Origin of the sequence: [Zimmermannella] bifida NBRC 103089 (assembly GCF_001570925.1) — a bacterium.
Taxonomy (GTDB): Bacteria; Actinomycetota; Actinomycetes; order Actinomycetales; family Microbacteriaceae; genus Gulosibacter; species Gulosibacter bifidus.
Genome location: NZ_BCSP01000017.1, coordinates 1 through 25,670 on the forward strand (window position 1 = coordinate 1; position 25,670 = coordinate 25,670).

The 25,670-nt window shown below is 64.4% G+C and carries 17 protein-coding genes; 12 read left to right on the plus strand and 5 right to left on the minus strand.

What is annotated here, in order from left to right:
* Window positions 1–321: 321 nt before the first annotated feature.
* Window positions 322–933: an SRPBCC domain-containing protein gene (locus ZBI01S_RS08725; RefSeq protein WP_066059302.1), complete on the minus strand. Its 612-nt coding sequence runs from the start codon at window positions 931–933 to the stop codon at window positions 322–324.
* Window positions 934–1,304: 371 nt separating this feature from the next.
* A complete protein-coding gene (locus tag ZBI01S_RS08730; RefSeq protein ID WP_066059304.1) occupies window positions 1,305–2,216 on the minus strand; it encodes a LysR family transcriptional regulator in 912 nt (303 codons plus the stop codon).
* Between the two features lie 739 nt (window positions 2,217–2,955).
* Here ZBI01S_RS08730 and ZBI01S_RS08740 point away from each other — a divergent pair.
* The 10 genes from ZBI01S_RS08740 to ZBI01S_RS08785 all read left to right on the plus strand — a co-directional run bounded on the left by ZBI01S_RS08740 (window position 2,956) and on the right by ZBI01S_RS08785 (window position 21,006).
* Window positions 2,956–6,444 carry a bifunctional proline dehydrogenase/L-glutamate gamma-semialdehyde dehydrogenase gene (locus tag ZBI01S_RS08740; RefSeq protein ID WP_066059342.1) on the plus strand — a complete coding sequence of 1,163 codons (3,489 nt, stop codon included), beginning with the start codon at window positions 2,956–2,958 and terminating at the stop codon, window positions 6,442–6,444.
* A gap of 166 nt (window positions 6,445–6,610) precedes the next feature.
* Window positions 6,611–8,191 carry a sodium/proline symporter PutP gene (gene putP, locus ZBI01S_RS08745; RefSeq protein ID WP_066059311.1) on the plus strand — a complete coding sequence of 527 codons (1,581 nt, stop codon included), beginning with the start codon at window positions 6,611–6,613 and terminating at the stop codon, window positions 8,189–8,191.
* A 272-nt stretch (window positions 8,192–8,463) separates the two neighbouring features.
* Window positions 8,464–9,957, plus strand: coding sequence for a choice-of-anchor M domain-containing protein (locus ZBI01S_RS08750; protein WP_066059313.1), 1,494 nt, complete (start codon window positions 8,464–8,466; stop codon window positions 9,955–9,957).
* Window positions 9,958–10,101: 144 nt separating this feature from the next.
* The gene (locus tag ZBI01S_RS08755) at window positions 10,102–11,673 is read left to right on the plus strand and encodes an anchored repeat ABC transporter, substrate-binding protein (protein ID WP_066059316.1); all 1,572 of its coding nucleotides are present in this window, start codon (window positions 10,102–10,104) and stop codon (window positions 11,671–11,673) included.
* Between the two features lie 92 nt (window positions 11,674–11,765).
* Window positions 11,766–12,938, plus strand: coding sequence for a TIGR03773 family transporter-associated surface protein (locus ZBI01S_RS08760; protein WP_066059319.1), 1,173 nt, complete (start codon window positions 11,766–11,768; stop codon window positions 12,936–12,938).
* Entirely contained in the window at window positions 12,935–13,765 is an 831-nt protein-coding gene (locus tag ZBI01S_RS08765; RefSeq protein ID WP_083524667.1) for an anchored repeat-type ABC transporter ATP-binding subunit, read from the plus strand. Before ZBI01S_RS08760 ends, ZBI01S_RS08765 begins: the two co-directional genes overlap by 4 nt.
* On the plus strand, window positions 13,762–14,724 hold the full coding sequence (locus tag ZBI01S_RS08770; RefSeq protein ID WP_222822387.1) for an anchored repeat-type ABC transporter permease subunit: 963 nt from the start codon (window positions 13,762–13,764) through the stop codon (window positions 14,722–14,724). The genes ZBI01S_RS08765 and ZBI01S_RS08770 overlap by 4 nt, the downstream gene beginning before the upstream one ends.
* 110 nt (window positions 14,725–14,834) lie before the next feature.
* Window positions 14,835–17,201 (plus strand): choice-of-anchor M domain-containing protein, encoded by a 2,367-nt coding sequence (locus tag ZBI01S_RS08775; protein ID WP_066059322.1) that lies wholly within the window; start codon window positions 14,835–14,837, stop codon window positions 17,199–17,201.
* 529 nt (window positions 17,202–17,730) lie between these two features.
* The gene (locus ZBI01S_RS09935; protein WP_066059325.1) at window positions 17,731–18,648 is read left to right on the plus strand and encodes a lytic transglycosylase domain-containing protein; all 918 of its coding nucleotides are present in this window, start codon (window positions 17,731–17,733) and stop codon (window positions 18,646–18,648) included.
* Window positions 18,649–18,861: 213 nt separating this feature from the next.
* The gene (locus ZBI01S_RS08785; RefSeq protein ID WP_083524668.1) at window positions 18,862–21,006 is read left to right on the plus strand and encodes an ATP-dependent Clp protease ATP-binding subunit; all 2,145 of its coding nucleotides are present in this window, start codon (window positions 18,862–18,864) and stop codon (window positions 21,004–21,006) included.
* Between the two features lie 168 nt (window positions 21,007–21,174).
* Here ZBI01S_RS08785 and ZBI01S_RS08790 read toward each other — a convergent pair whose 3' ends face one another.
* A complete protein-coding gene (locus tag ZBI01S_RS08790; protein ID WP_066059328.1) occupies window positions 21,175–21,735 on the minus strand; it encodes a nitroreductase family protein in 561 nt (186 codons plus the stop codon).
* Window positions 21,736–21,851: 116 nt separating this feature from the next.
* Here ZBI01S_RS08790 and ZBI01S_RS08795 point away from each other — a divergent pair, with 116 nt between their 5' ends.
* The gene (locus ZBI01S_RS08795) at window positions 21,852–23,270 is read left to right on the plus strand and encodes a serine hydrolase domain-containing protein (RefSeq protein ID WP_159421481.1); all 1,419 of its coding nucleotides are present in this window, start codon (window positions 21,852–21,854) and stop codon (window positions 23,268–23,270) included.
* Between the two features lie 29 nt (window positions 23,271–23,299).
* Here the strand turns inward: ZBI01S_RS08795 and ZBI01S_RS08800 are convergent, their stop codons facing one another.
* Both ZBI01S_RS08800 and pyrE read right to left on the minus strand, forming a co-directional pair.
* Window positions 23,300–24,001, minus strand: coding sequence for a hypothetical protein (locus ZBI01S_RS08800; protein WP_066059334.1), 702 nt, complete (start codon window positions 23,999–24,001; stop codon window positions 23,300–23,302).
* 42 nt (window positions 24,002–24,043) lie between these two features.
* Window positions 24,044–24,598, minus strand: coding sequence for an orotate phosphoribosyltransferase (gene pyrE, locus ZBI01S_RS08805; protein ID WP_066059336.1), 555 nt, complete (start codon window positions 24,596–24,598; stop codon window positions 24,044–24,046).
* Between the two features lie 132 nt (window positions 24,599–24,730).
* On the opposite strand from pyrE, the gene ZBI01S_RS08810 reads away from it, so the two are divergent.
* Complete coding sequence (locus tag ZBI01S_RS08810) at window positions 24,731–25,567, plus strand: exodeoxyribonuclease III (protein ID WP_066059339.1); 837 nt, start codon at window positions 24,731–24,733, stop codon at window positions 25,565–25,567.
* Window positions 25,568–25,670 lie beyond the last annotated feature (103 nt).

Genomic DNA, 25,670 nt, shown 5'->3' on the forward strand with positions numbered 1-25,670 from the left:
ATCCCGCCCCGCCCCCGCCCCGCGCCGCCCGCGCCCGCATCCCGCCACCGCCGCCGTGTTGTGGCCGACTTTGCACAGTAAGGCGCCTGCGTACTGTGCAAAGTAGGCCCCAACTGGCTGTGGCGCGTTAGGTTGTGGCCGACTTTGGTCAACCTAGTAACCGGTGGGGTGCGGTGGGCTGGTGTAGGGCAGCGCTGAAGGGCGCCACTGCAGGGCGACACTGCAGGCCGGTGTGCTGCAGGGGCGGTGCCACAGGGAAAACGACGGATGCCCCGGGTCGAAACCCGAGGCATCCATACCTAATAGCGTGTAGCTAGATGATTACGCGAGGTGCGCGTGCTGGCGCATGACGCTCATCGTCTCAGCTGCATTGTCGAACAGGTTACCTGCGTGCGAAGCTTCGTCGGCCATTGCGGCGACGCGCTCTTCGTAGATCGCGAGCTGCTTGGCGTATGCCGGTGCGAGCTCGTCGCGGCGGAAGCGCAGGGCGTATGCCGGCGATTCGCCTTCGGTCAGGTAGTCGCGCAGGAACTCGAGCTGTGCGTGCCAGGTGGCGGCAACGCGAACTGCGTTGTCAACCGTCAGGCCCGAAACAGTCAAGTGCAAGGTCGATCCCTGCAGGGTTCCCGGGGTGACCGTGAAGTACACGAGCATCTCGGGCTGGTCGTTGAACTCCCACTTGTATTCAAGCGAGTTCGGTGCAGTGCAGTCGACTACGTAACCGTTAATGGTGTAGTCAGAGTCGTTGAGGTACTCGAGCTCGAAAGTGTTGCCGCGTTCGAGCGGTGCCGAGAACGTGCCGAGCCAGTTTTCGAGGGCCGCGCGATCGGTAATCGCGTGCCACACATTGGCGCGGTCGAAGTCGAGGTCCAGCGAGTACGTAACTCGGTAGCCATCAGCATTGCGAGCAATGCTTCCATTGATTTCAGACATTTGCTCCTCCTAGATAGTGCCTGGCTGCCTAAGCAGTAATTGTTTTTCTTGTGTTCCCCGATGCGGTTTGAACCGGGGCGGCTTCCGTGCCGTTGGTTTAAGTATAGGTTAACGGAAGGTTAACTTTCAAGCACTTGGAAGGGTTCTTGATTGCGAATGGGTAACGAATGAATCGCTGAGTTCCGCATGATGGCGCGGAAGTGCGACAGTATCTCGACGTTGAGATGCTGTTAACTTTTGCGTTACCTAACCGGCGTGTTCCGATGATTGTGTCATCAAATTGCTTCGAACTTGGCCCGTTGGCATGGTGTGCCGGGTGGATGCGCGGGCTCGACGCGCGCAGGCGGGTCCGGGTTCCGAGTCCGGTCGCCCTAGCCCTCAGCAACCTGCCAATCCGGACGCAACTCGCGCAACGCATCCCGAAGCGCCTCGTGCATCGCCAGCACCGCCGGCTGCGTTTGCGCACTCGACCGCACCATGCAGACCAACTCGCGGCGAGGCATCCCGGGCAAATCAACTAGCGATACCCCGTCGACCGGTTCCAAGAACATCAGGTCGGGCAGGATGCTCACCGCATGTCCCGCAATCACGAACTGCAGGTGCGTGTGCAGGTTCGCCGACTCAAAACGCGCATCGGGCTCGAACCCGGCCGCCCGGCATTGCTGGACCACCCACTGCCGCGTGGCTGAGCCGCGCGGCTCGAGCACGAAGCCCGCATCGTGTGCATCTGCGAGCGACTCGATACCTGAACCGGACGGAACTGCGAGCCGCAACGCATCCATACCCAACGGCAGTCGCGCAATGCCCGGCAGAATCTCGCGAGTGTGCCCCGGGTACTGCTCGGCGATCACCATGTCGACGCTAAAGGCCTCGAGATCGGTGATTGCGCCCTCGGGTTGCATGACCTCGGCTTCGACGCGAAGGAGGGGATGCGCGCGGTGCAGTCGGTCGAGCACGTCACCGAAGAGCGCATTGGCCACGGTTTCGAGGGTCGCGATGCGGATGGTGCCGGCAATTTCGGGGCGCGCGGCGTCGAGCTTCGCGCGCAGCGTGTCTTCGAGTCGCAGCACTTCGTGGCCGTGGTTCACGACCGTGTGTCCGGCTGGCGTGAGCTTAAGCAGGCGACCCTGGCGCTCAAAGAGGGGTATGCCCACTTCGTCTTCGAGCTTCGCGAGCTGCTGCGAGACCGACGAGACGCTGAAGTGCAGGGCGTTCGCGACGGCACTGATGGTGCCGTGGCGCGCGAACTCGCACAGGAGGTACAGGCGGTGGGAATCCCACATGGTGGCTCCTTCGGTGTCGGTGTCGGTGTCGGTGTCGGTTCGCGGGGTGCAATGCTCGCCTGCGCTGCGGTGGTGTGCCGCGGCTCATCAATTTGTCGGGTTTTGCATGGTTTTAGGGTGAAAAGTCGCGTTTTGATGAGCCGGAGCACGCGGTGGTGCGGTGCTTGGTGACGTTGCTGACGGGGCGGGCGTCGTTTGGCTCATCAATTTGGGTGTTGGGTGTCGTTTTTTGGGGTGAAACGAGCGATTTTGATGAGTCATACGACGTGGTGCGTGGTTGCGGGGTGGTTGAGTCGGTGGGGTGATTGCGCTGGTTGGGCGAGCGGTGTCGGTGTGTTGGTACCGGCCCCGTGTCGGTTGGCGGGGTGCGGCGCTGGCTGGCGCTGGTGGTGTGCCGCGACTCATCAATTTGCTGGGTTTGGGGCGGTTTGGGGGTGATTTGACGGGTTTTGATGAGCCGGAGCACGCGGCGCCGTAGTGACTTGAGGGATGCGCGTCTGGCAGTCCTGAAATCGTTCGGAAAACCCGAACGAAATTGTTCCTAATTTATCGCTGTTGCCTGAATGAGATATCGGACATAGTGGAACCCAATGCCCGCAACGAAGCGGAACGTACACCCAAGTCGGGCTCCAGGCCCGCGCCTCGACCTCGGCAACGGCGCCGAGGCGCTTGGGTGACGCACCGCATCCGCGCCACGGCACGCAACGCAACCACAACTGCAGCCAGCAAGGAGACCGCAATGACGACCAACACCGTCGTACCCCTCGACGACACCCTCGCGCTCGAAGCTGTCGACCTTGTTAAACACTGGCTCGCAGAAAGCCGCAAGTACCCCGCCGACGCGGCTGCGCAGCGACTGGCGGGCGTGCTCAGTGACCCGAACGGCCTGAAGTTCACCGTCGGCTTTGTCGACGGCGTCGTTCGCCCGGAAGACCCCCGCGTCGCTGCCCGCACTATGCGCGAGCTGGCGGGCATCGTCCCGGCGTTCCTGCCGTGGCACCTGCGCAGCGCGTTCAAGCTCGGCGCTGCACTCGCACCCGCATTCCCCGGCATCGTCGTGCCGGTGGCCCGCAAGGTGCTGCGCACGATGGTCCGCCACCTCATCGTCGACGCCAGCGACCACAAGCTCGGCAAGGCAATCCGCGACATCAAGGGCCGTGACACCGACGTTCGCCTCAACATCAACCTGCTCGGCGAGGCCATCCTCGGTCAGCAAGAAGCCGAACGCCGCGTCGACGGCACCCGCCGACTCCTCGAACGTGACGATGTCGACTACGTCTCCATCAAGGTGTCGTCCACCGTCGCACCGCACGACCCGTGGAGCTTCGACCAGGCCGTCGAGCACGCCATCGAGTCACTCATCCCGCTCTACCGCCTGGCCCGCGACGCCCGTACCCCCAAGTTCATCAACCTCGACATGGAGGAATACAAGGACCTCGACCTCACTATCGAAGTCTTCACCCGCCTGCTCGACCGCCCCGAGTTTAAGACGTTCGAGGCAGGCATCGTGCTGCAGGCCTATTTGCCAGACGCACTGGCGCGGATGCAGCAGCTGCAGCAGTGGGCGCAGGCACGCGTCGCGAACGGGGGCGCCCGTATCCGCGTGCGCGTCGTGAAGGGCGCCAACCTGCCAATGGAACGCGCCGACGCTGAAATCGCCGGCTGGCCACTTGCCACCTGGCACAGCAAGGAAGCCTCGGATGCCTCGTACAAGGCGGTGCTCGACTACGCGCTGCGCCCCGAGCACGTCAAGAACGTGCAGATTGGCGTGGCCGGGCACAACCTCTTCGACCTCGCGCTCGCGTGGCTGCTGAGCCAGCGCCGCGGCCTCGGCGACGGTGCCGACTTCGAAATGCTGCTCGGCATGGCCACCTCGCAGGCCGCCGCGGTGCGCGCCGACACCGGCTCACTGCTGCTTTACACGCCGGTCGTGCACCCCGACGAGTTCGACGTCGCCATCGCCTACCTCATCCGCCGCCTCGAGGAGGGCGCCTCGCAAGAGAACTTCATGTCGGCCGTGTTCCAGCTCGACGACGAAGCCGAACTGTTCAACCGCGAACGCGACCGGTTCCTTGCCTCGGTGCGGTCGATGCCGCGCGAGACACCCGCGCCCAACCGCATCCAGAACCGCAACGAACCCGCGGCAGCCTGGCAGCGCGAGCCATTCCTCAACACGCCCGACTCCGATGCCTCGATCGCTGCGAACCGCGAGTGGGCAAACGGTATTCGTACGCGCATGGTCGACTCGCAGCTCGGCAAGCAGACCGTTGCCGCGGGCACGATCGACACTGCTGAACAGTTGCGTGACGTGATTGCACGGTCGGTGGATGCGGGTCCTGCGTGGCGCGCGCTCGGTGCGGATGCGCGTGCCGAGATCCTGCACCGCGCCGGTGACATGCTCGAAGCGCGTCGTGCCGAGCTGCTCGAAGTGATGGGCTCCGAGGCTGGCAAGCTGATCGACCAGGGTGACCCGGAAGTCAGCGAGGCCATCGACTTCGCCCACTACTACGCCGAACAGGGGCGGGCGCTCGCGGCGATTGACGGTGCCGAGTTCACGCCGGCGAAGTGCATTGCGGTCACGCCGCCGTGGAACTTCCCGGTCGCGATTCCCGCGGGGTCGACGCTCGCATCCCTCGCCTCGGGCGCGCCGGTGATCATCAAGCCCGCCAGCCGTTCGTGCCGTTCGGGTGCGGTCATGGTCGAAGCGCTGTGGGAGGCAGGCGTGCCGCGTGACGTGCTGCAGTTCGTGCAGTTCAGCGACCGCAGCCTGGGCACTGAATTGATTGCGCATCCCGATGTCGAGCGCGTCATCTTGACCGGTGGGTACGAGACGGCCGAGCAGTTCCGCGAAGCCCGCCCTGACCTGCCAATTTTGGCCGAAACCAGCGGCAAGAACGCGATCATCGTCACCCCGAGTGCCGACTTCGACCTCGCCGCGCGCGATGTGGCGCATTCGGCGTTCGGTCACGCTGGCCAGAAGTGCTCGGCGGCGTCACTGGTGATTTTGGTTGGATCGGTCGCGAAGTCGAAGCGGTTCCGCAACCAGTTGTTGGATGCGGTGCGCTCGATGCGCGTCGGCTACCCGTGGCAGGAGGGTGCGCAGGTGGGCCCGATCATCGCGCCACCGGAAGGCAAGCTCGCTCGGGCACTGACGACGCTTGGCGAGGGGGAGCAGTGGATGATTCGCCCCGAGCAGCTCGATGACTCGGGCAAGCTGTGGCGGCCGGGCGTGCGCTCGGGCGTCGCACCGGGCTCGGAGTACCACCTGACCGAGTACTTCGGGCCGATCCTCGGCGTGATGCTCGCGCCGACTCTTGAGGAAGCCGTCGAGTACGTCAATGCGATCGACTACGGCCTCACCTCGGGCCTGCACTCGTTCGACGAAGCCGAAATTGCGTACTGGCTGGATGCGGTCGAGGCCGGCAACCTGTACGTCAACCGTGGAATCACCGGCGCGATTGTGCAGCGTCAACCCTTCGGCGGGTGGAAGAAGGCCGCCGTGGGTGCGGGCGCGAAGGCCGGTGGCCCAAACTACCTGATGGGCTTCGGTGACTGGCAGGATGCACCACTTGCGGCACCCGACGTCAAAGCCGCACGTTCGCTGGCACCGGTAGATACGCATCCTGAACTCGCCAACGCGCTGCGCCAGGCCATGCCCGGCCTCAGCGACGCCGACCAAGATTGGCTCGCCGCTGCCGTGCGCACCGACGTCATCGCGTTCGGCACCGAGTTCGGCATCGTCCACGACAAGACCGCGCTCGAACACGAGCACAACGCATTCCGATACCACGCCGTGCCGGTCACGGTTCGCTACGAGGGCACACGCGAAGTCGAACTGCTGCGCGTGCTCGCCGCGGGCCTCCGGGTGGGCGCCGAAATCACATGCAGCGTGGCGGCGAAGGTGTCGGATGCGGTCACAAACTTCTGTACGCAACTGGGCGTGCAGCTCGCCGTAGAGGGCAACGACGCCTGGTCGCAGCGAGTGCGCAATGTCTCGGATGCGGGAGGGCGGATCCGGCTGGTACAGGCGGATGCGCAGTTGGTAACGGCAGCGAATTCGGGTGCAGTTTCTTTGGCTGTGTACCCTGGACAGGTCGTAACGGCCGGTCGAATTGAATGTTTGCCGTTCTTGCGTGAGCAAGCGGTTTCGATCACGGCGCACCGGTTTGGCACGCCGCGCCGTTACGAAATTCCGCTTGCGTCGTCGCTTGTCGCAACGACGCGGTGAGTGAAGTCGATATGAAAATGTCGGCACTATTACCCACAATCCGGTCGCGCCCGCGCCCTGACCCTGGAGAAATTGCGCGGGCCGCGGACGCCTGATGCTTGGGCCCTGAAGCTTGGGCATGGGCACCGGATTTGCCTTTGAACATCCAACAACGGGAGGAGCGACTATGTCGCCCGAACTTGCCATGATGCTTGTCGCCGTAGGTATCTACTTTGCGGCCATGCTCGCGATCGGAATTTATGCCGCTCGCCAAAATTCATCTCACGAGGACTACATGCTCGGTGGGCGACGGCTCGGGCCGTTCGCCGCCGCGCTCTCTGCCGGTGCATCCGACATGTCAGCCTGGCTGCTGATGGGTCTGCCCGGCGCCATCTACGCAGCCGGTCTCATTGAAGCCTGGATCGCGATTGGCCTTTCGCTGGGCGCCTACCTCAACTGGGCACTCGTGGCGCCGCGTCTGCGTGCCTATACCGAAGTTTCGAACAACTCCATCACCATCCCGAGCTTCTTCGAAAACCGTCTGCGCGACCGTACGCACATTCTGCGCATTGTGTCGGCGGTCGTCATTCTGGTGTTCTTTACGCTCTACATTTCGTCGGGCATGGTTGCCGGTGGCGAGTTCTTTGTCGCCAGTTTCGGCGGTGAGTACCTCTGGGGCATGCTGCTCGTGGGTGGTACGACCCTGCTCTACACCTTCTTTGGAGGCTTTCTTGGCGCGACCCTGACCGACGTGGTGCAGGGCATGCTGATCATGGCGGCACTGGTAGTGCTGCCGATCGTCGCGATTTTCCAGGTCGGTGGATGGGGTGAAGTGCAGACGGCCGTTGAGGCGGTTGATCCGGCATTCTTCTCGCTCATCGGTGAAGGCCTGAGCGACCCAGCATCGATTATCGCCATCATTTCGTCGCTGGCTTGGGGTCTTGGCTACTTCGGTCAGCCGCACATTATCGTGCGCTTCATGGCGCTGCGCTCGCACGAGGACGCGAAGGCCGGCCGCCGTATCGGTATTGGCTGGATGGTGATTTCGCTGATCGGCACGACTTTTGCGGCGTTCATCGGTATCGCGTACTTCCAGCAGCAGGGCCTGACGCTCGACAACCCCGAGCACGTGGTGCTCGCGATGTCGCAGGCGCTGTTCCACCCGCTGGTTGCCGGTTTCGTGCTGGCTGCGGTGCTTGCCGCCATCATGAGTACGATTTCGAGTCAGCTCATCGTCACCAGCTCGGCGCTGGTTGAGGATCTCTACCGCATTGCCGACAAGAACGTCTCCGAGAAGAAGCTTGCCTGGCTCGGTCGCCTAGTGGTGCTGATGATTGCCGTCATCGCGATCCTGCTCGCGCTTTCGCCAGACGACACGATTCTTGGCCTGGTGAGCTTCGCCTGGGCCGGCTTTGGTGCCGCGTTTGGTCCGCTGATTCTGCTGAGCCTGTTCTGGCGTCGTCTCACCAACTGGGGAGCGATCGCCGGCATGGTGACCGGTGCCGTCACCGTGTTCTTGTGGAAGCAGTTCGATCCGTTCGCTTTGGGACTGTACGAGTTGCTGCCAGCATTTGTGCTCGCACTGGTTGTTGCGATCATCGTGAGCCTCGCGACCTACTCGCACGACGAGGACATTCAGCGTGAGTTCACGCAGACCGGTGCCATTGTGCTGCCGGGTTCCGAGTCGGCTGCGGCTGGCATCACCGGTGCGGCGCAATCGGATGCGGATGCTGCGGGTTCCGCTGCAGGTGCGCCGTCGCGTGCGTAGTTCGTAACCGCGCGCAACTCAACGTGCGCTCGAGAACGGGGTCTGCTCATTCGAGCGGGCCCCGTTCGCGTTTCCCATCGCACGCAACGGCAGCAACGGCAGCAACGTGGATGCGTTTTCCAGGGATGAACAGCGCGCCCCCAGTCGTGTACGCTAATGGAAATCATTCGCAACATGCGAGTGGGCTTGTGTCTCGATGCGGAACCACCCGCACGCCGCCGCCTGCTCACGCGCATCCATCGGACGCATCCGCGTCATAGAAAGGCACGTCGATGGCATCTCTGCTTCGGCCTGTCGGTGCAGCGCTCGCCTCGCTCGCGCTCGCCGCTGGATCCCTGCTCGCCGCGAATCCTTCGCAGGCGGCTGACACCCTCACCCTTAAAACCGGTCACATCGATGCGTTCAACCTGACGCTTGACGAGAACAACGCGCTCAAGCTCAACCTCAAAGAGGACGCAACCGGCAGCCACGTTCCGCACGCACCCGAAGACGTCAAGCTCGTCGTCGGCAACCACGCCTACGTGCAGAACGTCCCCGGTGGCCTGCCCGAAGGTGTTCCCACCGACTTCTACTACCTGCCAATCAACCAGGACCACTCGCTGATCTGGCCGGGCTGGGACAGCCTGCAGGCGCAGCCGAAGTTCGGTAGCGACCTCAAGTCCGAGATCGCTATTCAGTCGGTTGACGGCCCCGGCGACGTCTACCTCTGGTCGCAGGCCGGCTTCGGCGGCCCCGCGTCGGTGATGAAGGACGGCGGCTTCAAGCTGCCAAACACCATTGTGCAGAACATGGCCGCACACGTGCACGCCAACTGGGCGTTCACCGAGCCGGGCACCTACACGTTCACTGTGCAGGCCACTGCCAGCAAGGCAGACGGCAGCGCCAAGGAAACCTCGAACACCGCGAAGTACACCTTCGTGGTCGAACCTCGCCCGACCGAGGTTTCGGTTTCGGGTGCGGATGCACCGGTAGCCGCGGGTGCACAGGTCACGTTGACCGCCGCCGCGGGTGAAGGCGAGCAGCTGTTCAACAAGGTCACGTGGCAGAAGGCCGCGGCCGGTTCGAACGAGTGGGCGCCGGTTGACGGTGGCAATGCCACCACGTTGTCGGCTGGCGCGAGCGATGCTGGTGCGGCTTCGACGCTGACGGTTACCGCCGCAGAAGGCGACAAGTACCGCGCCGTCACCACCGGCGGCAAGGACTTTGCAACCAGCGCACCGATCGAAGTGGTCTCGAACGAGGTTGTCATCAAGGTTGCGGAACCGCAGCCGGAACCGACCGACGAGCCGACGACTGAGCCGACGCCGGAGCCGACACCAGAACCAACTGACGAGGCAACGCCGGAACCGACCGATGAGCCGACCCCGGAGCCAACTGACGAGGCGACTCCAGAACCAACGACCGAGCCCACTGACAACCCGGGCGACGACACTGGCGCACCGGAAGGCAACGGTCCGAGCGCATCCGCATCCTCGGACGACGCCGACAACGCGGGCAACGCCCCGGTAACCAGCACCGATGGTGACGGCGGAAACGCTGGCGCACCTGCCGACAGCCGCCAGGATGCCGCGAGCGGTGCATCCGCCAACAACGCGAATGCTGCGAACGGCACCGGCACGACCGCTGACGCCAGCGCTAGCAAGGATGGCACGCTCGCCGAAACCGGCGCCGACGTCACCACCATGGGCGCGATTGCCATCGCCGCAATCGTGACTGCCGCCCTCGGCATCGCGCTCGTAGGACGCCGCGCACAGGTGGACGACTAAGACCGCGACAGCCAGATAGCACCCCGCAATTGCGGGCGCCGGGTAGCTTCACGGTTGCTCGGCGCCCGCGAATAGCGCGAACTCGTGTGCCAACTGTCAGAACAACAAAACGAATTGACCCACCCCACATACCGAAAGCCACTAGTGACCCGCCGAACCCGCCTTCGCCTGGCAGCCGCCGCCATCGTGGCCGCGCTCGCCACCAGCGGTTGCACCCAGCAACCGCTCCCAAGCGTCGACGACGGCCGGGTACGCGTGGTCACCACCACCGGCATCGTGGCCGACTTCGTGCAGCAGGTCGGTGGTGAACACGTCGCCGTCACCTCGCTCGTTCCCGAAGGTGGCGACCCACACTCCTATGAACCGAGCCTGCGCAACGTTCGCGACATCGTCTACGCCGACATCGCGTTCACCAACTACCTCATGCTCGAAGAGCAGCGCCTCATCAGCGCCATCGACGCCAACCTCCCGGCGAGCTCCGCGAACATCGCACTCGCCGAAGAGGCCGTGAAGTACGCGGCCAACATCATCCCGCTGGTCGAAGACGCATCGCTCGACACGGTCTGGCTTGGATTCCGTGCCGAAGGTGGTGCCGAAGCGGGCGTCAATCGCTCAGCTAGCGTCGAACTCACCGCCCGCGGCATGACCGGCCCCGGCAATATGCACGCCTATCTCACCGGTAGCTTCGGCGACATCGACCAGTACTTCAACTCCACCGACGGGCTGCGCGGCGACGTCGAAGACACCGTCTCGCTGCCACCCGACGCCCACACGCATCTCAGCTGGGCGTTCAGTGAACCGGGCATCTACGAACTCGACCTCGGCGCGCGCCTACGCGACCCGCAGAATCCGCAAGCCCGCGACGTCGCATCCGGAACCCTCGTCTTTGCGGTGGGCGTCAACCCGCACAGCGTCAAGGGGCGCGAGGATGCGGTCGTACTCGATTCGGGGCACGCTGACGTTACCGTCGACCTCGCGGGCAACCGCCTGCACGTGCTGCGCGATCGGGATGCGGGCAAGCGCAGCGATACGACCGGTCGCGACTACTACGACCTCGACGACGTGGTCGTGAGCATTCCGAACACCGCCCTGCACGAAATCCCGGGCGATCCCCACTACCGCTTTCTCGGCAACCCCGGCGACAAGGTCTACCAACTGGCGCAGGCCGTGCTCGGCAAGCACGTGCACGGCGAAATTGACCCGCACCTCTGGCACGACGTGCACAACGCCAAGGCGTACGTGCAGATCATCCGCGACCAGCTCATCGACGCCGACCCCGCCCACGCCGGCGACTACACGCGCAACGCGGCGAGCTACCTCGACGAATTGGATGCGCTCGATCAGGAAATCAAGGCCACGATCGACGAGATCCCCAAGGCGAATCGAACGCTCATCACCACGCACGACTCGTTCGGGTACTTCGCCTCGGCCTACGACATGGACATCGCCGGATTCATCTCGCCGAACCCGGCCGTTGAAGCGAGCCTCGCCGATCGCCGCCGGCTCACCGAAACCATCCGCAACCTCAAGGTTCCGGCCGTGTTCCTCGAACCCAACCTGGCCACGCGCTCGAACGAACTGACGCAAATTGCCGAAACCGAAGGCATCCGCGTGTGTGAAATCTTGAGCGATGCGTTTACCCGCGACGTCGACTCGTACATCGAACTCATGGAGTTCAACGTGCGGTCGATGCGCGACTGCCTGGGCGGTGCCTAATGCGCCGCGACGACCTCCACACCATGCAACGAACCCACCAAGCAGCACAACTACCAAGACCGCCGAAGACGCGAGATGAAAGGACACCGAGGGTGCGCATCCACAACCGCATTGCCCGCCGTGCATTGGGAATTTTTGGTACTGCCGCGCTCGCGGTAACGACCGCGCTGGGCGCACCGGCGGCAATCGCCGAAGAAACCCCGCCCGCCGACCACAACAATGGCGGCCTCAACCAGGTCATCGACCCGAACCAGCAGCAGGCCACCGATCAGGTGGTGCTCGATGCGGGGCACATCGACTTTGGTCCGACACTCAACACCGGCGAGTGGGCGGTGCAGATTCACGACGACACCACCGTGCCACGCTACTGGCGCATGCCCGCCGATGTTGCGATTCAGGTGAACGACGATTCGAAGCTCACCGTGCCCGATGACGACAACTACGCATTCATGGGCGAGGCCGCGGGCACTGAGGTGTACGTGGTGCCGCAGACGCAGAAAGAAAACGTCATCTGGACGGGTTGGAATACACAGGAGCCCAACGTGCTCGAGCAGGTCGACATGGGTGTGACCATGTCGATGACCGGTTTCGAGGGCCCCGGCTCACTGAACGTGTTCCTGCAGAGCGGAAACTTTGGTGCGCCCGATCTGCTCTACACGACGAATGAGGCCATGCCGCAGTCGACGTGGATCGAGCTCAACACCCACACCCACGCGAATTGGGTGTTCAGCAAGCCGGGCATTTACCTGGTCGAGCTCGAATTCTCGGCCGATCTGCGCGACGGTACCAAGGTCACCGCGCGCGACACGCTGCGCTTTGCGGTTGGTAACGAGACCGACCCGCAGGCTGCGTTTGATGCGACACCGCTCAGCGATGGGTCGGCGGATGCGGCTGGTTCGCAGGCCGGTACGGGTGCTGGCGCGGATGCGGTCGGTCAGGATGCGGCGGCGGGCGACAGTTCGCGCGCGGCCGAGTCGGGGGTTCCCGGCTACGTCTGGATCATTGCCGCTGCGCTCGGCGCGGTGCTGCTGATCGCGGTCGTGGTGATGGCGAGCGCGAATGCGCGGATGAAGAAGCGCGTGCGTGCGGCGCGAGCAGCGAAGGCGGCGCAGGGTGGCGGGGTTGGTACTGCGGTCGACGCAGCCGAAACCGACGCAGCCGACGCTGAACCCGCATCCGCAGCCGAACGAGCAACCGACGTCACCTCGGCCGACGTCACCTCGGCCGATGCCACCTCGGCCGACGAAACCGAGGAGGGCAAATGACGCCCGCGCTCGACGTCGACAACCTGACGGTGCAGCTCGGCGGTCGCCGAGTGCTGCAGGGCGTGAACCTGCAGGTGCATAGCGGCGAACTCGTTGGCCTTATCGGGCCGAACGGGGCCGGAAAAACCACGCTGCTGCGGTCAACGCTCGGGTTGATCCGCCCCGAATGCGGCACTGTGCGCTGCGAAGGCGGCCGCCCCGGCTACGTGCCGCAGCGTCACGAGTTTGTGTGGGACTTCCCGATTTCGGTTGAGGATGCGGTGCTGAACGCACGTGCGCGCAACATCGGTTGGCTGCGTCGCCCGAAAGCGCACGACTATGAGCTCGTCGCCGATGCGCTCGAACGCGTCGGCATGGCCCATCTCGCCAGCCGCCCGGTAGGCGAGCTTTCGGGCGGCCAGCGCCAGCGGGTGCTCGTTGCCCGCGCGCTCGCCCTCGAACCGAGCGTGCTGCTGCTCGACGAACCGTTCACCGGCCTCGACATGCCCACACAAGAACTGCTGAGCGAGCTGTTCGTCTCGCTCACCGCCGAGGGGCAGGCCGTGGTGATGACCACGCACGACCTCGCCGGTGCCATGCACCTGTGCCAGCGATTGTGCCTGCTCAACCGCACGGTCATCGCCGACGGTACCCCCGACCAGCTGCGACAACCCGAGCTGTGGATGCGGACATTCGCGATCACGCGACAGAACCCGTTGCTGTACGCGCTGGGCATGCCCGCGGTCGCGCCGGATGCATCCGGTGCCGAATCCGCATCCCATCTGGCCGCAGCCCCGTCGGCCGTAGCCAGCCGCACGACTCAAGTAGAAGCCCAGGTGCACGCATGATTTCGCCCATCGACTTCATTCACGACCTGCTCAACCCCGACCTCGCATTCCTGTCGAAAGCGCTGATTATCGCGCTGTGTTCGTCGGTGGTGTGCGGCGTCATCGGCACCTACGTGGTGCTGCGCGGCATGGCGTTTATCGGCGATGCCGTCGCTCACGCGGTGTTCCCAGGGCTTGCCGTCGCCTTTGTGATTCAGGGCAACCTCGTGCTCGGCGGTGCGATCGCCGGTGTCCTCACCGCCGTGCTCATCGCGCTGCTTTCGCAGAACCGTCGCCTGAAAGAAGACGGCGTGATCGGCGTATTCTTCGTCGGCGCCTTCGCGCTCGGCATCGTCATCATCAGTTTTTCGCCCGGATACGCGGGGTCGCTGCAGCAGTTCCTGTTCGGCACCATCGTCGGTATTCCCGATGAAGACCTCGTGACCGTCATCGTCACCGGCATCATCTTGCTGCTGGTGCTCTTTGTACTGCACAAAGAGCTCGTCGCGGCCACGCTCGACCGCGAAATGGCGCGCGCATCGGGCCTTCCGGTCATGGCGCTCGACCTCGTGCTCTACGTTGCGGTCGCCGTTGCCGTCGTGATCTCGGTGCAGACCATCGGCAACGTGCTCGTGCTCGCGCTGCTGGTCACCCCGGCTGCCGCCGCGCGCCTGCTCACCGACTCGCTCGGCCGAATGATGGTGATTGCCCCGGTTATCGGTGGATGCAGTGCCCTCGTCGGTCTGTACCTCTCGTGGTCACTCGACCTGCCCACTGGCGGCACCATCGTGCTCGTCGCCACCGCAGCCTTCGTGCTCGCTTGGGTGCTCGCCCCACGCCACGGTGCCATTGCGCGCTGGCGTGCCGGCCGCATCCAGCCCGAAGACGAAGCACTGCTCGGCGCCGCGACTGCTGCAACTGCCGAAACCCGTACCGAAACCCTCAACGCACCTCGCACCCCAGCGACTACCTCGAACTAGTTAGGGACCACCTCGTGTTCACGAACCGCACTCAGACCGCGCCTGCCAGCCATGCCGCGCCTACCAGTCATGTCGCGCCTACCGGCCGAGCCGTGGGGCACCGGCGCTCGATGCCTGCCACCCGCACCGGTATCGCTGCGCTGCTCGCGTTCATCCTGAGCCTCGCGTTTGTCGTCATCCCTGGCGGTATCACGGCGCACGCCGCCGAACTCAATACCCCGGCGCCCGGGACCATCACACGCACCGCGCTCACCTCGGGCCACTCCGACACTGTCTCGTCGTTCGTTGACGACGGCAAATTCGTGCTCGGCTCGAAGGCCGATCTGAATGGCGTCACCGGGCAGCGCATCAATGCCGACCGCACGGTCTTCCACCTCGGTAACGGTGCGAAGCAGTCAACGCCAACGAATGTGCCGTTCCTCAGGGGCTACGACAGCAACGCTTGGATCGCCACCGAAACCCAGCAGCAAGACGTGCTCTGGCCCGGATTCAGCACCGAACACGACCCGCTCGTTGCGGCATCCGAAAACGGCAAGGTGTCGCTCGAACTCGTTCGCACCGACGGCCCCGGTCGCGTCGAGATCTTTACCTCGAGCGGATTCGGTTCGTTCAACCGCCTGTTCTCGTCGAGCGAGAAACTGCCGGCATGGTCGATGGGGATGCGCCAGCACACGCACGCGTTCTGGGCGTTCTCGAAGCCCGGCCGCTATGCACTCACCTTCCGCGGCAGCACCGTTATTGGCGGCAAGACCGTATCCGACGAACAGACCTACAACTTCCACATCGGCCCGTTCGACACCCTGACCACCGAGACTGCCATCGACGTCTCGGCCAACACCGGCACGCTCAAGGCCGGCGAACCCCTGCAGCTCACTACCAAGGTGCAGCCCGCAAACGCACGCGGTGCCGTTGAGTACGTCGACATCAGTACCGGCCAGGTGCTCGGCCACTCCGTGGTCAAGAACGGTCGCGCCAACCTCGAAACTACGGGCCTCGCACCCGGTGCGCACCGCATCATCGCGCGGTTCGTGCCCACCTACAACGACGAGTTTGCCGCGGTCGCGATTGCCGACCGTAACGCGCTGCCGATTACCGTGACCGGCGACGTCGCACCGAAACCGAGTGCATCCGACACCAAACCGCTCACCGACGCGCAGATCGGGGCGCAGCCCGAAGGCCAGGGCGTGACCGTGACGTCAGACCAAGTTGTGGGCGGGATGCCCGTGGTCGCGAATGTGCGCGACGGCAAGCTCGCCGGTGGCTGGGTTTCGGTGTGGTGGCACGGCGACGGTGCCCCGAAGTGGGGCGGCTGGCAGCAGGTGTCGTTTGACGGCTTCGTGACTGCGACCGCGCCCGGCAAGGCTGGCCAGGTTCGCCTGGCGGTGAAGTCCGAAGACGGCGCGCTCGTTGGGTGGGACCGCGTGAAGGTCACGGCCAAGGGTGGCGACGACTTCGTGCACCCGGGTGGCGGCTCGGGCTCGGGCAGCGGTAAGGGCGATGCGAACGGTGGCAGCGGTGTTGCGGGACCTCCGCGCGCCGAAGCTGCCCGCAGCTGCGCACCCGGACTCGTGCTCGAAACCGGCCACATCGACGCGTTCAACGTCTCGGCCTCGAGCCGCGGCGCCGTGCTGCAGCTCAAAGAGGACGTGACCGGATCGCATGTCGTGCACGAGGCCGAAGACGTGCTGCTTCGCGTCAAGCCCTCGGCGAAAATGGCTATTCCTGGCGGTTTCCCCGGCGCACCAGGCGGATTCGTGCTGCCGGTGACGCAGGACTCGAACCTGATTTGGCCGGGATGGGACACGAACGGTACCGCGACGAGCGGGTACACCGACACCCGCATCCACATCGAATCGGTTGACGGCCCCGGCGCCGTGCACGTCTACACGATCGCCAACTTCGGTAGCGCACAACCGCTGCTCGACGGCGGCCGCACGCAGCTGCCCGGCAGCATTCACGTGCCGAAGCCCGCGCACGTGCACGCCCAGTGGGTATTTGCGCAAGCAGGCATCTACAAGCTGCGCGTTTCGGCGACGGTCACCAACCCTGCGACCGGTGATTCGAGGCAGACCGCGGCGCACACCTACGTTTTCCAGGTGGGCGATGTGCCGCTCGGCAACGCGCTGTGCGACGTTGCGGCGTCGGCGGATGCGGCTGCTGCGGCAGCGAACGTACGCACGGACGTTGCCGAAGCCGAGGCGAAAGCCGCCGAGCAGGCACGCGCCGAGCACAACGGCAAGAAGAAGCCCAAGCAGGCCACCGAGAACGGTGTGACTGTGGTGGGTACCGGCGCGAATGCGGCGGATGCGGATGCGGCTGCTGCAGATGAGCAGGCGATGCTCGTTGGCGGGTTGATCGGTGGTGGTTCGGTCGCCGTGCTCGGTGGCGTTGGCGGCCTGGCCTGGTGGTACGTGCGTCGGATGGGTGCGCTCGCGGCGGCTGCCGAAGCTGGCATTGGTGGACCTGGTGTTGACTAGCGGGCGTGCATCCCGTGCCGCCGCATCCCGCGTGATTCCATCTGCGCGTTGTGGCCTACTTTGCACACTTACGGGTGTCCATACCGTGCAATGTCGGCCGCAACGCTGCATCGACGCGAAACTTGGGGTGAGCTTTGCACAGTAACGAGCGTGCATCCCGTGCCGCTGCATCCCACACGGCCGCATCCCACACGGCCGCATCCCACAAGGCCGCACCCCGCGCCGCCGCATCCCGCGTGATTCCATCTGCGCGTTGTGGCCTACTTTGCACACTTACGGGCGTTGATTCCGTGCAATGTCGGCCGCAACGCTGTACCGACGCGAGATTTGGGGTGAGCTTTGCACAGTAACGAGCGTGCATCCCGCGCCGCTGCATCCCACACGGCCGCATCCCACACGGCCGCATCCCACGCCGCCGCATCCCGCGTGATTCTATTTGCGCGTTGTGGCCTACTTTGCACACTTACGGGTGTCCATACCGTGCAATTTCGGCCGCAAAGCTGTACCGGCGCGAGATTTGGGGTGAGCTTTGCACAGTAACGAGCGTGCATCCCGCGCCGCTGCATCCCGCGCGGATTCGGCAACGCTGCTCGGCGGCGCCCCCGCACCCACGCGCCCGCCGTTCGTGCTGGTCGCGCTACTGGTGTTTGGGCTGATTGCAACCGGATGCGGTGCCCTCGTTGCCGCAGGAATCGTGCGGGTACCTGCCGGGCTCGCGGCGCTCGTCGGCGAACCCGGTGCTGACACGGCTGCCGCGCAACAGGCCACCGCGGTTCCGGCAGCGGGCGATACCGACGGTACCGACACGGATGCGGAACCCGGTGCATCCGGTACCCCCGGTGACGCTACGGATGCGCTCGACAAGGATGCGGATGCATCGAAACCGCGGATCGCTGCGCTGCCCGACCCGAAGTGGGTGCGCGAGGTGTCGCAGGCGCACGGGATTCCCGAACGCGCGATGCGCGCCTATGCGGGCGCGGCGATTCGTCTTGAAGCCACGAATCCCGGATGCGGCATCGGTTGGAACACGCTTGCTGCGATCGGCGAGGTGGAGTCGCATCATGGCACGCTGCAGGGCGGGCACGTGACTTCGGGTGGACAGGTGAAGCCGCGCATCGTTGGTGTACCGCTGAATGGGAACGGCGTTGACTACATTGCCGACACCGATGGCGGCGAGCTCGATGACGACCCGGCGCTGGATCGAGCGGTAGGGCCGATGCAGTTCACTCCTCAAACCTGGCGCGAATACGGTGCCGACGGCAATGGCGATGGTGTGCGCGATCCACAGCACATTGACGATGCGGCGCTCGCGGCGGGGGAGTACTTGTGTTCGGTTGGCGGTGATCTGACGGTGTCCGAAAACTGGCTGGCCGCGGTGTCGGCGTACAACTCGCCGACCGAGTACGCCGTGCGCGTCTCCGAGGCTGCCACCCGCTACGCCGGTTAGCGAGGCCCGGGTTTCGGTCACCCGTATTTGCCCCTGGCTGCTCCGTGCGGTGGCAGGGGCAAAATTCGTATCCGCCAACCTGGGAAATTAATCCTTGCATGACCTGGGAAAAATTGTAAACTTGAGTCAACTCGGCTCAAGGTTGAAAATCGTACGGTTCACGACCCGAAGACGAACCATCCACATCCCAGGCCAGCGAACAGGAGACCAACAATGGCCAATATGCAAGGCGCGCCGGCTCCCGACGAGCAGGCGCAATCAGCGCTCGAGCGCTTTGGCGTCAACCTCACCGAGATTGCTCGGTCTGGAAAACTCGACCCGGTCATCGGCCGCGATGCCGAAATTCGCCGCGTCAGCCAAGTCCTCACGCGCCGCACCAAGAACAACCCCGTACTCATCGGTGAACCCGGCGTCGGTAAGACCGCCGTCGTCGAAGGCCTCGCGCGCCGTATCGTCGCCGGTGACGTTCCCGAGTCGCTCAAGAACAAGGAACTCATTTCGCTCGACATCTCGGCGATCCTCGCGGGTGCCAAGTACCGCGGTGACTTCGAAGAGCGCATGAAGGCCGTGCTCGACGAGATCGTGCAGAGCGAAGGTCGTGTCATCACCTTCATCGACGAACTGCACACGCTCATGGGCGCCGGTGGCGGCGAATCCAGCGTCTCGGCATCGAACATGCTCAAGCCCATGCTCGCGCGCGGTGAGCTCCGACTCATCGGTGCCACGACGCTCGACGAGTACCGCGAGTTCATCGAAACAGACTCCGCCCTCGAACGCCGCTTCCAGCAGGTCTACGTGGGGGAGCCGTCGGTCGAAGACACTGTCGCGATCCTGCGCGGCCTCAAGGAGCGCTACGAAGCGCACCACAAGGTCGCGATCAGCGACGCTGCCCTCGTTGCCGCTGCATCCCTCTCGAACCGCTACATCCCGTCGCGTCAGCTGCCCGACAAGGCCATCGACCTCATCGACGAAGCCGCGTCGCGCCTGCGCATGGAGATCGACTCGTCGCCGGTTGAGCTCGACACGCTCAGCCGCCAGATCGACCGCATGAAGCTCGAAGAGCTCGCGCTCAAGAAGGAGCACGACGACGCCTCGAAGGAGCGCCTCGCCGCGCTGCGCGAGACGATGGCCGCCGAGCAGACGAAGCTCGACGCGCTCAAGGCTCGTTGGGACGATGAACGCGCGAACCTCAACCGCGTCGGTGACATCAAGACCAAGCTTGACGACGCGCGCATGCGTGCCGAGAACGAACAGCGCCAGGGCAATCTCGAAGCGGCCAGCCGCATCCTCTACGGTGAGATTCCCCAGCTCGAACGCGACCTCGCGCAGGCCGAGAACAGCGACGAAACCGCCGATCGCATGGTGAACGACCACGTCACCGACGAAGACATCGCGGGCGTCGTAGCTGCCTGGACCGGTATTCCGGTTGGCAAGCTGCTGCAATCCGAGCGCGAAAAACTGCTCAACCTCGAAGACGAACTGCACCAGCGGGTCGTCGGGCAGGATGCGGCGGTGACGGCGGTTTCGGATGCGATCCGTCGTTCGCGTGCCGGGGTTTCTGACCCGAGCAAGCCCACCGGTTCGTTCTTGTTCCTCGGCCCCACGGGTGTCGGTAAGACCGAGTTGGCGAAGGCGCTCGCGGAGCTGCTCTTTGATGACGAGCGTGCGATCGTGCGCATCGACATGTCGGAGTACGGCGAGAAGCACTCGGTAGCGCGACTCGTCGGTGCCCCTCCGGGATACGTCGGCTACGAGCAGGGCGGCCAGCTCACCGAAGCGGTGCGGCGACGCCCGTACTCGGTGGTGCTGTTCGACGAGGTCGAGAAGGCGCACCCCGAGGTGTTTGATGTGCTGCTGCAGGTGCTCGATGACGGCCGCCTGACCGACGGCCAGGGCCGCACGGTCGACTTCCGCAACACCATCCTGATTCTGACGTCGAACCTCGGTTCGCAGTTCTTGATTGATGGTGAGTTGTCAAAGGATGCGCAGCGCGAGGCCGTGATGGGCGCGGTTCGGCAGGCGTTCAAGCCGGAGTTTTTGAACCGTCTCGACGAGATCGTGATGTTCGATGCGCTGAGCGCTGAGCAGCTGGCATCGATCGTGGGCTTCAACCTGCGCACGCTCGAATCGCGATTGGCCGACAAGCGCCTGACGATCGAGGTGAGCGAGGATGCGCGCCAGTGGTTGGCAGTGCAGGGTTACGACCCCGTTTACGGTGCGCGGCCGCTGCGTCGCCTGATGCAGCGCGAGATCGACGACCGTCTGGCTCGCGAGCTGCTCGCTGGCAACGTGCACGATGGCGACACCGTTCGCGTTGTGCTTGACGGGGATGCGCTGAAGGTCGAGGCCGTGCGCTAGCGCCCCGCATACCCGGCGCTGCGCATCCACCCCAGCGCCCCGCGCCAGCGCCCCGCATCCCGCCCCAGAACAAGTTGAGGCCTACTTTGCACGATTGCGTGCCGCAATACTGTGCAAAGTAGGCCTCAACTGTGTCCGCGTCGGCCGGTTGTGGCCTGCTTTGGCGGGTTAGTCCTGCGCGAGCACGCGCAGCTCGGCACGCCCGCGCGGCGCGGCATCGCGCTCGCGAATCGACGCATCCACATCGTCGCTGTGCTTGCCAATCGCAATCACGGTGTAGGGACGCAGACCCGACGGAACCTCGAATGCGGCAGCAACCGCATCCGCATCAAACCCGAGCATCTGGTGCACGTTCAGTCCCATCGACTCGGCCTGCACGGTCATCCACGCCGCGGACTGGCCCAAGTCGTACAGCGGCGACGGCATCGCCGTACCGTCGGCCTTCTCGACCTCGGCTACGGCCACGATCAGCGCCGAAACTGCGCAGGCCCAATCGCGATTGAACCCGCCGAGCGTCGCGAAAATCTTGTCGAACACCTCGCCGCCCCGGCGACCAACGATGAACGCCCACGGCTGCGTGTTCGATGCCGAAGGCGTCCAGCGTGCGGCCTCAAGGATCGAGGCAAGCTCGGCGTCGTTGAGTTCGTGCGTGGCATCGAAGCCACGCGGGCTCCAGCGGTTCGCTACGAGTTCGTGAACGGATGCGGTGACGGCGTTGCGAGTTTCCAACGTGACTTCCTTCGGTTTCGTTACTCGATCTTGGTGTCTGCCCGGCTGCTGCCAGGGAACGAACCAAAATGCATTCCGTTCACTTGGAACTCATCCGCGCGTGGAATTATTCCGATGTGCGTTCCCTTCCACACCTTGCGTCGTTTTCGGGTCGTCGCCTCATCGCGGCGACCGCATTGCTGTGCATTGGGGTATTGAGCGGATGCGCGGGTGGTGCGCAGCCGGGGCCGACGGCACTGCCGCTGCGTCCGACGGCAACGGCCAGTTTCGAAACCGAAGACCTGCAGCAGTTGATGCAGCAAATGGTGGATGAAGGTGCTCCGGCCGTCTTGGTCGAGGTGCGTGACGGCGACGAGGTGTGGACGCATGCCGAGGGCGTGCGTTCGGTGCGCAGCGATGCACCGGCCCAGGCCACTGACCATGCGCGCATCGCGTCACTCACGAAACCAATGCTGGCGACGATCGTGTTGCAACTCGTGGATGCGGGTGAGTTCAGGCTCGATGACCGGATCGAGAAGTATTTGCCCGGCATCGCTGACGGTCGCGACGTCACGATCGAGCAATTGCTTGACCACACGTCGGGCATGCCAGATTTTGTCGAGACACTCGCAGCTGGCGATCCGCTCGCGGTGCCCGACACCTTGAAGTCGGGCAAGTCGGCCGAGGAAATTGTCGATTTGGCCATGAAGAATCCGTGGCTGGATGAACCCGGTGAGGCGTTCCACTATTCGAATACGAACTATGTGGTGCTGACGATGCTGGTCGAAAAGATCACCAAACAGCCGGTGGCTGAAGTCTTGCGCGAACGCATCACCGAACCGCTGGAACTCAAGGAAACGAGCATCCCCGACGGCCCGGCCATGCCCGAACCATACCTGCACGGCTACTGGATTGACGGCGGGCTCTCGGTCGACGTGAGCGAGCAAGACACCTCGCTATGGACGGGCGCTGGTGGTGTGGTGTCGACGGTGAGCGATGTCAACACGTTCATGCGTGGCCTGATGACTGGCAAGCTCCTGTCGCCGGAATTGCTCGGATACATGCTGCGACTTAACGGCGAAGGCTACGGTTTGGGCGTTCAGGGTCGCGGTGCGAAATGTGCGGCAAGTCATGACATCTTGATGCCGGTCGAAGCGCCGATCGCGACCGGTGTGGGTGCATCCGGAAGCGAAGACGCGACCGCAGCGGCGAAAGCGGTCGATAGCGATGACGTGAATGCGGAACAGGACGCGAACCGAGACGAGAACGATTTCGCGACGCACCCGGGCACCACGACGCTGCCGACAGTGCCCGAAAAGGGGTCGGGCAGTTTGGTCGAACATGACGGGCTTGACCACATTCAGATCGGTCAGGCGGGAATGGTTTACGGGCACCTCGGTTCGGGGCTTGGGTACCGCGCGCTGACGATGACCAGCGCCGATGGACTGCGCCAGGTCACCGTGTTCTGGAACGCGTCACCGCTTGACTATATGAACGACCCGCGCATGATGACCGCCTTCGACCTCGTCGACGCCGCCCTCGAAGTCGGCTGCTAGCGGGTCCTCCGCGTGCCGCTCACGAGCGCCTACGCCGTCGGGCTCGGCGAAACGCCAGGTGTCGCGGATGCGGTAGGCAGTTTCGCGAGGCACAGAAAGTCGCGTGCACCCGCATCCCAATCAGCAGCAAGCGGCCAACGTACGAGCACCTCGTAACCGTTATCGACCGCATCCTGCCAGCGCTCGGACTGCTCGCAGGCGAGCATCGCGTACTGCGACAGCAGATCGTCACCCGGCCACACGGGCGATGTGTCGGTTGCGACCGGTGTGGCAGATTTCGTCGCTGGTTCTGATGCAACCGAGCCGGTCGCGACAGGCACCGTCGGCGCTGGCACCAACGGCTCCGGCATCAGCGCTGCTGGCACTGCCGAATCCACGGCGACAGCACCGAGCACCAGGCCCTCATGCGCATCCGCACAATCAACCAGCGAGAACTCGAACTCCCACGCGCTCGGCAATTCGCGGATGCAGCTACCGGCAGGTAATGCAAACACGTCCTGTGGCGGGGTTGGTGACGGCGACGGCGTCGCACCGAGCTGGTTTCGCCCGAACGGCGCCCAAATTAGGCCGACAACAACACCGGCAATGAGCAGTGCGCTCGCAACCAGCCACCAGCGCATCGAGCCAGCCGCATCCCGCCGACGTGAGCGACCCTGTTCGGGAGCCGAACCGGCAGAATCAGCGGTACCGGTCGCATCCGCACCCTTGGGAACCTGTTGCGACTCGGACATGGCTGCGACTCGAAAATCTCAGTGGCTGGCGAATAACGCGAGCTACTGCGCCTGCAGCCCGAGGTCGTCGAGGCTGATCGCGTAGCGGTACGGGTAGCCAGCTTCTTCGATGCGCTCACCGGCACCGGTGGCGCGGTCAACGATCGTGCACACGGCCACGACTTCGGCGCCAACCTTCTCGAGCGCCTCGATCGCCTTCAGCGGCGAACCGCCCGTGGTCGACGTGTCCTCAAGCACAACCACACGCTTGCCGGCCACATCGGGACCCTCGACCTGGCGGCCGCGGCCGTGGTCCTTTGGCTCCTTGCGCACGACGAATGCATCCATCGCGCGGCCCTTGGCCACGGCGGTGTGCATCACGGCGTTCGCGAGCGGGTCGGCGCCCATCGTCAGGCCACCAACAGCGGCAATCTCGCCGAACTCATCAACAAGCTCGAGCAGCACCTCGCCGATCAGTGGAGCTGCGCGGTGGTCGAGCGACAACTTGCGCAGGTCGATGTAGTACGTGGCCTTCTTGCCACTGGTGAGCGTGAAGTCTCCGTGGAAAACGGCTTCGTCGGAAATGAGCTGAATGAGTTCTGCGCGCGCGGTAGTCACCCTGCAATCATACGGCGCGTCGGAGTCATCTGAGTGGGCGCAAAATTTAGGGGTCGCAAATGGCCGGCGCGTCGCGGATGCGTGCCGCGCTTCGCCCGCGATCGGTCACCGCACCCCGCTACCGTAGTTGCTATGCGTATTGCCACCTGGAACGTGAACTCCATCCGCACCCGCAAGCACCGCGTCGTCGACTTCTTGCAGCGTGCCGACATCGACGTGCTGGCAATGCAGGAGATCAAGTGCAAGCCCGAGCAGTTCCCTTACGAAGAATTTGAGCAGGCGGGCTACGAAGTCATCGCGCACGGCGTCAACCAGTGGAACGGCGTCGCGTTCGCCTCGCGCCTGCCCATTGACGACGTCGAAGAGGGGTTCGCGGGAATGCCCGGGTTCGGCAAGCCCGCCGCTGACGGTTCGCTACCGCTCGAGGCCCGCGCGCTCGCGGCCACGATCGAGGGCGTGCGCCTCTACTCGCTGTACGTTCCCAACGGACGCGAGATCGAGCATCCGCACTATGAATACAAGCTGGCTTGGCTGGCCGCGCTGCGCGAGCACCTGCGTGACCGCCGCCGCAGCCACTTCGGTGAGCCGCTCGCGATCATGGGCGACTTCAACATTGCGCCGCTCGACACTGACGTCTGGGACATCGACTTCTTTGCCGGACGCACGCACGTAACCGCGCCCGAGCGCGCCGCGTTCAACGCGTTTCTCGACGACGGGTTCATCGATGCCGCGCGCAGCCGCGATATTCCGGGGTACACGTACTGGGACTACCAGCAGCTGCGGTTCCCGAAGAACGAGGGGATGCGCATCGACTTCATTCTGGGCACGCCCGAGTTTGATGAGTTGGTGTTGGGCGCGTCGATCGAGCGTGACGAGCGCCGCGGCGAGGGGCCGAGCGACCACGTGCCGGTTGTTGTCGATCTGGATGCGCAGACCGCGTTGGACGATGACGCCCCGATGATCTTCTAGCTACCCCCTGTGACTCGCGCCGGCGTCGTTTGGCTCATCATTTGGGGTGGTTTTGCCCGAAAAGCGGCTTGAATTGCCGGTTTTGATGAGTGAAACGACGCGC

Bases quoted from the DNA above. Each gene is read 5' to 3' on its own strand.
- ZBI01S_RS08725 (WP_066059302.1), bottom strand. From the start codon at position 933: ATGTCTGAAATCAATGGAAGCATTGCTCGCAATGCTGATGGCTACCGA.
- ZBI01S_RS08730 (WP_066059304.1), bottom strand. From the start codon at position 2,216: ATGTGGGATTCCCACCGCCTGTACCTCCTGTGCGAGTTCGCGCGCCAC.
- ZBI01S_RS08740 (WP_066059342.1), top strand. From the start codon at position 2,956: ATGACGACCAACACCGTCGTACCCCTCGACGACACCCTCGCGCTCGAA.
- putP (WP_066059311.1), top strand. From the start codon at position 6,611: ATGTCGCCCGAACTTGCCATGATGCTTGTCGCCGTAGGTATCTACTTT.
- ZBI01S_RS08750 (WP_066059313.1), top strand. From the start codon at position 8,464: ATGGCATCTCTGCTTCGGCCTGTCGGTGCAGCGCTCGCCTCGCTCGCG.
- ZBI01S_RS08765 (WP_083524667.1), top strand. From the start codon at position 12,935: ATGACGCCCGCGCTCGACGTCGACAACCTGACGGTGCAGCTCGGCGGT.
- ZBI01S_RS08770 (WP_222822387.1), top strand. From the start codon at position 13,762: ATGATTTCGCCCATCGACTTCATTCACGACCTGCTCAACCCCGACCTC.
- ZBI01S_RS08775 (WP_066059322.1), top strand. From the start codon at position 14,835: ATGCCTGCCACCCGCACCGGTATCGCTGCGCTGCTCGCGTTCATCCTG.
- ZBI01S_RS08785 (WP_083524668.1), top strand. From the start codon at position 18,862: ATGGCCAATATGCAAGGCGCGCCGGCTCCCGACGAGCAGGCGCAATCA.
- ZBI01S_RS08800 (WP_066059334.1), bottom strand. From the start codon at position 24,001: ATGTCCGAGTCGCAACAGGTTCCCAAGGGTGCGGATGCGACCGGTACC.
- ZBI01S_RS08810 (WP_066059339.1), top strand. From the start codon at position 24,731: ATGCGTATTGCCACCTGGAACGTGAACTCCATCCGCACCCGCAAGCAC.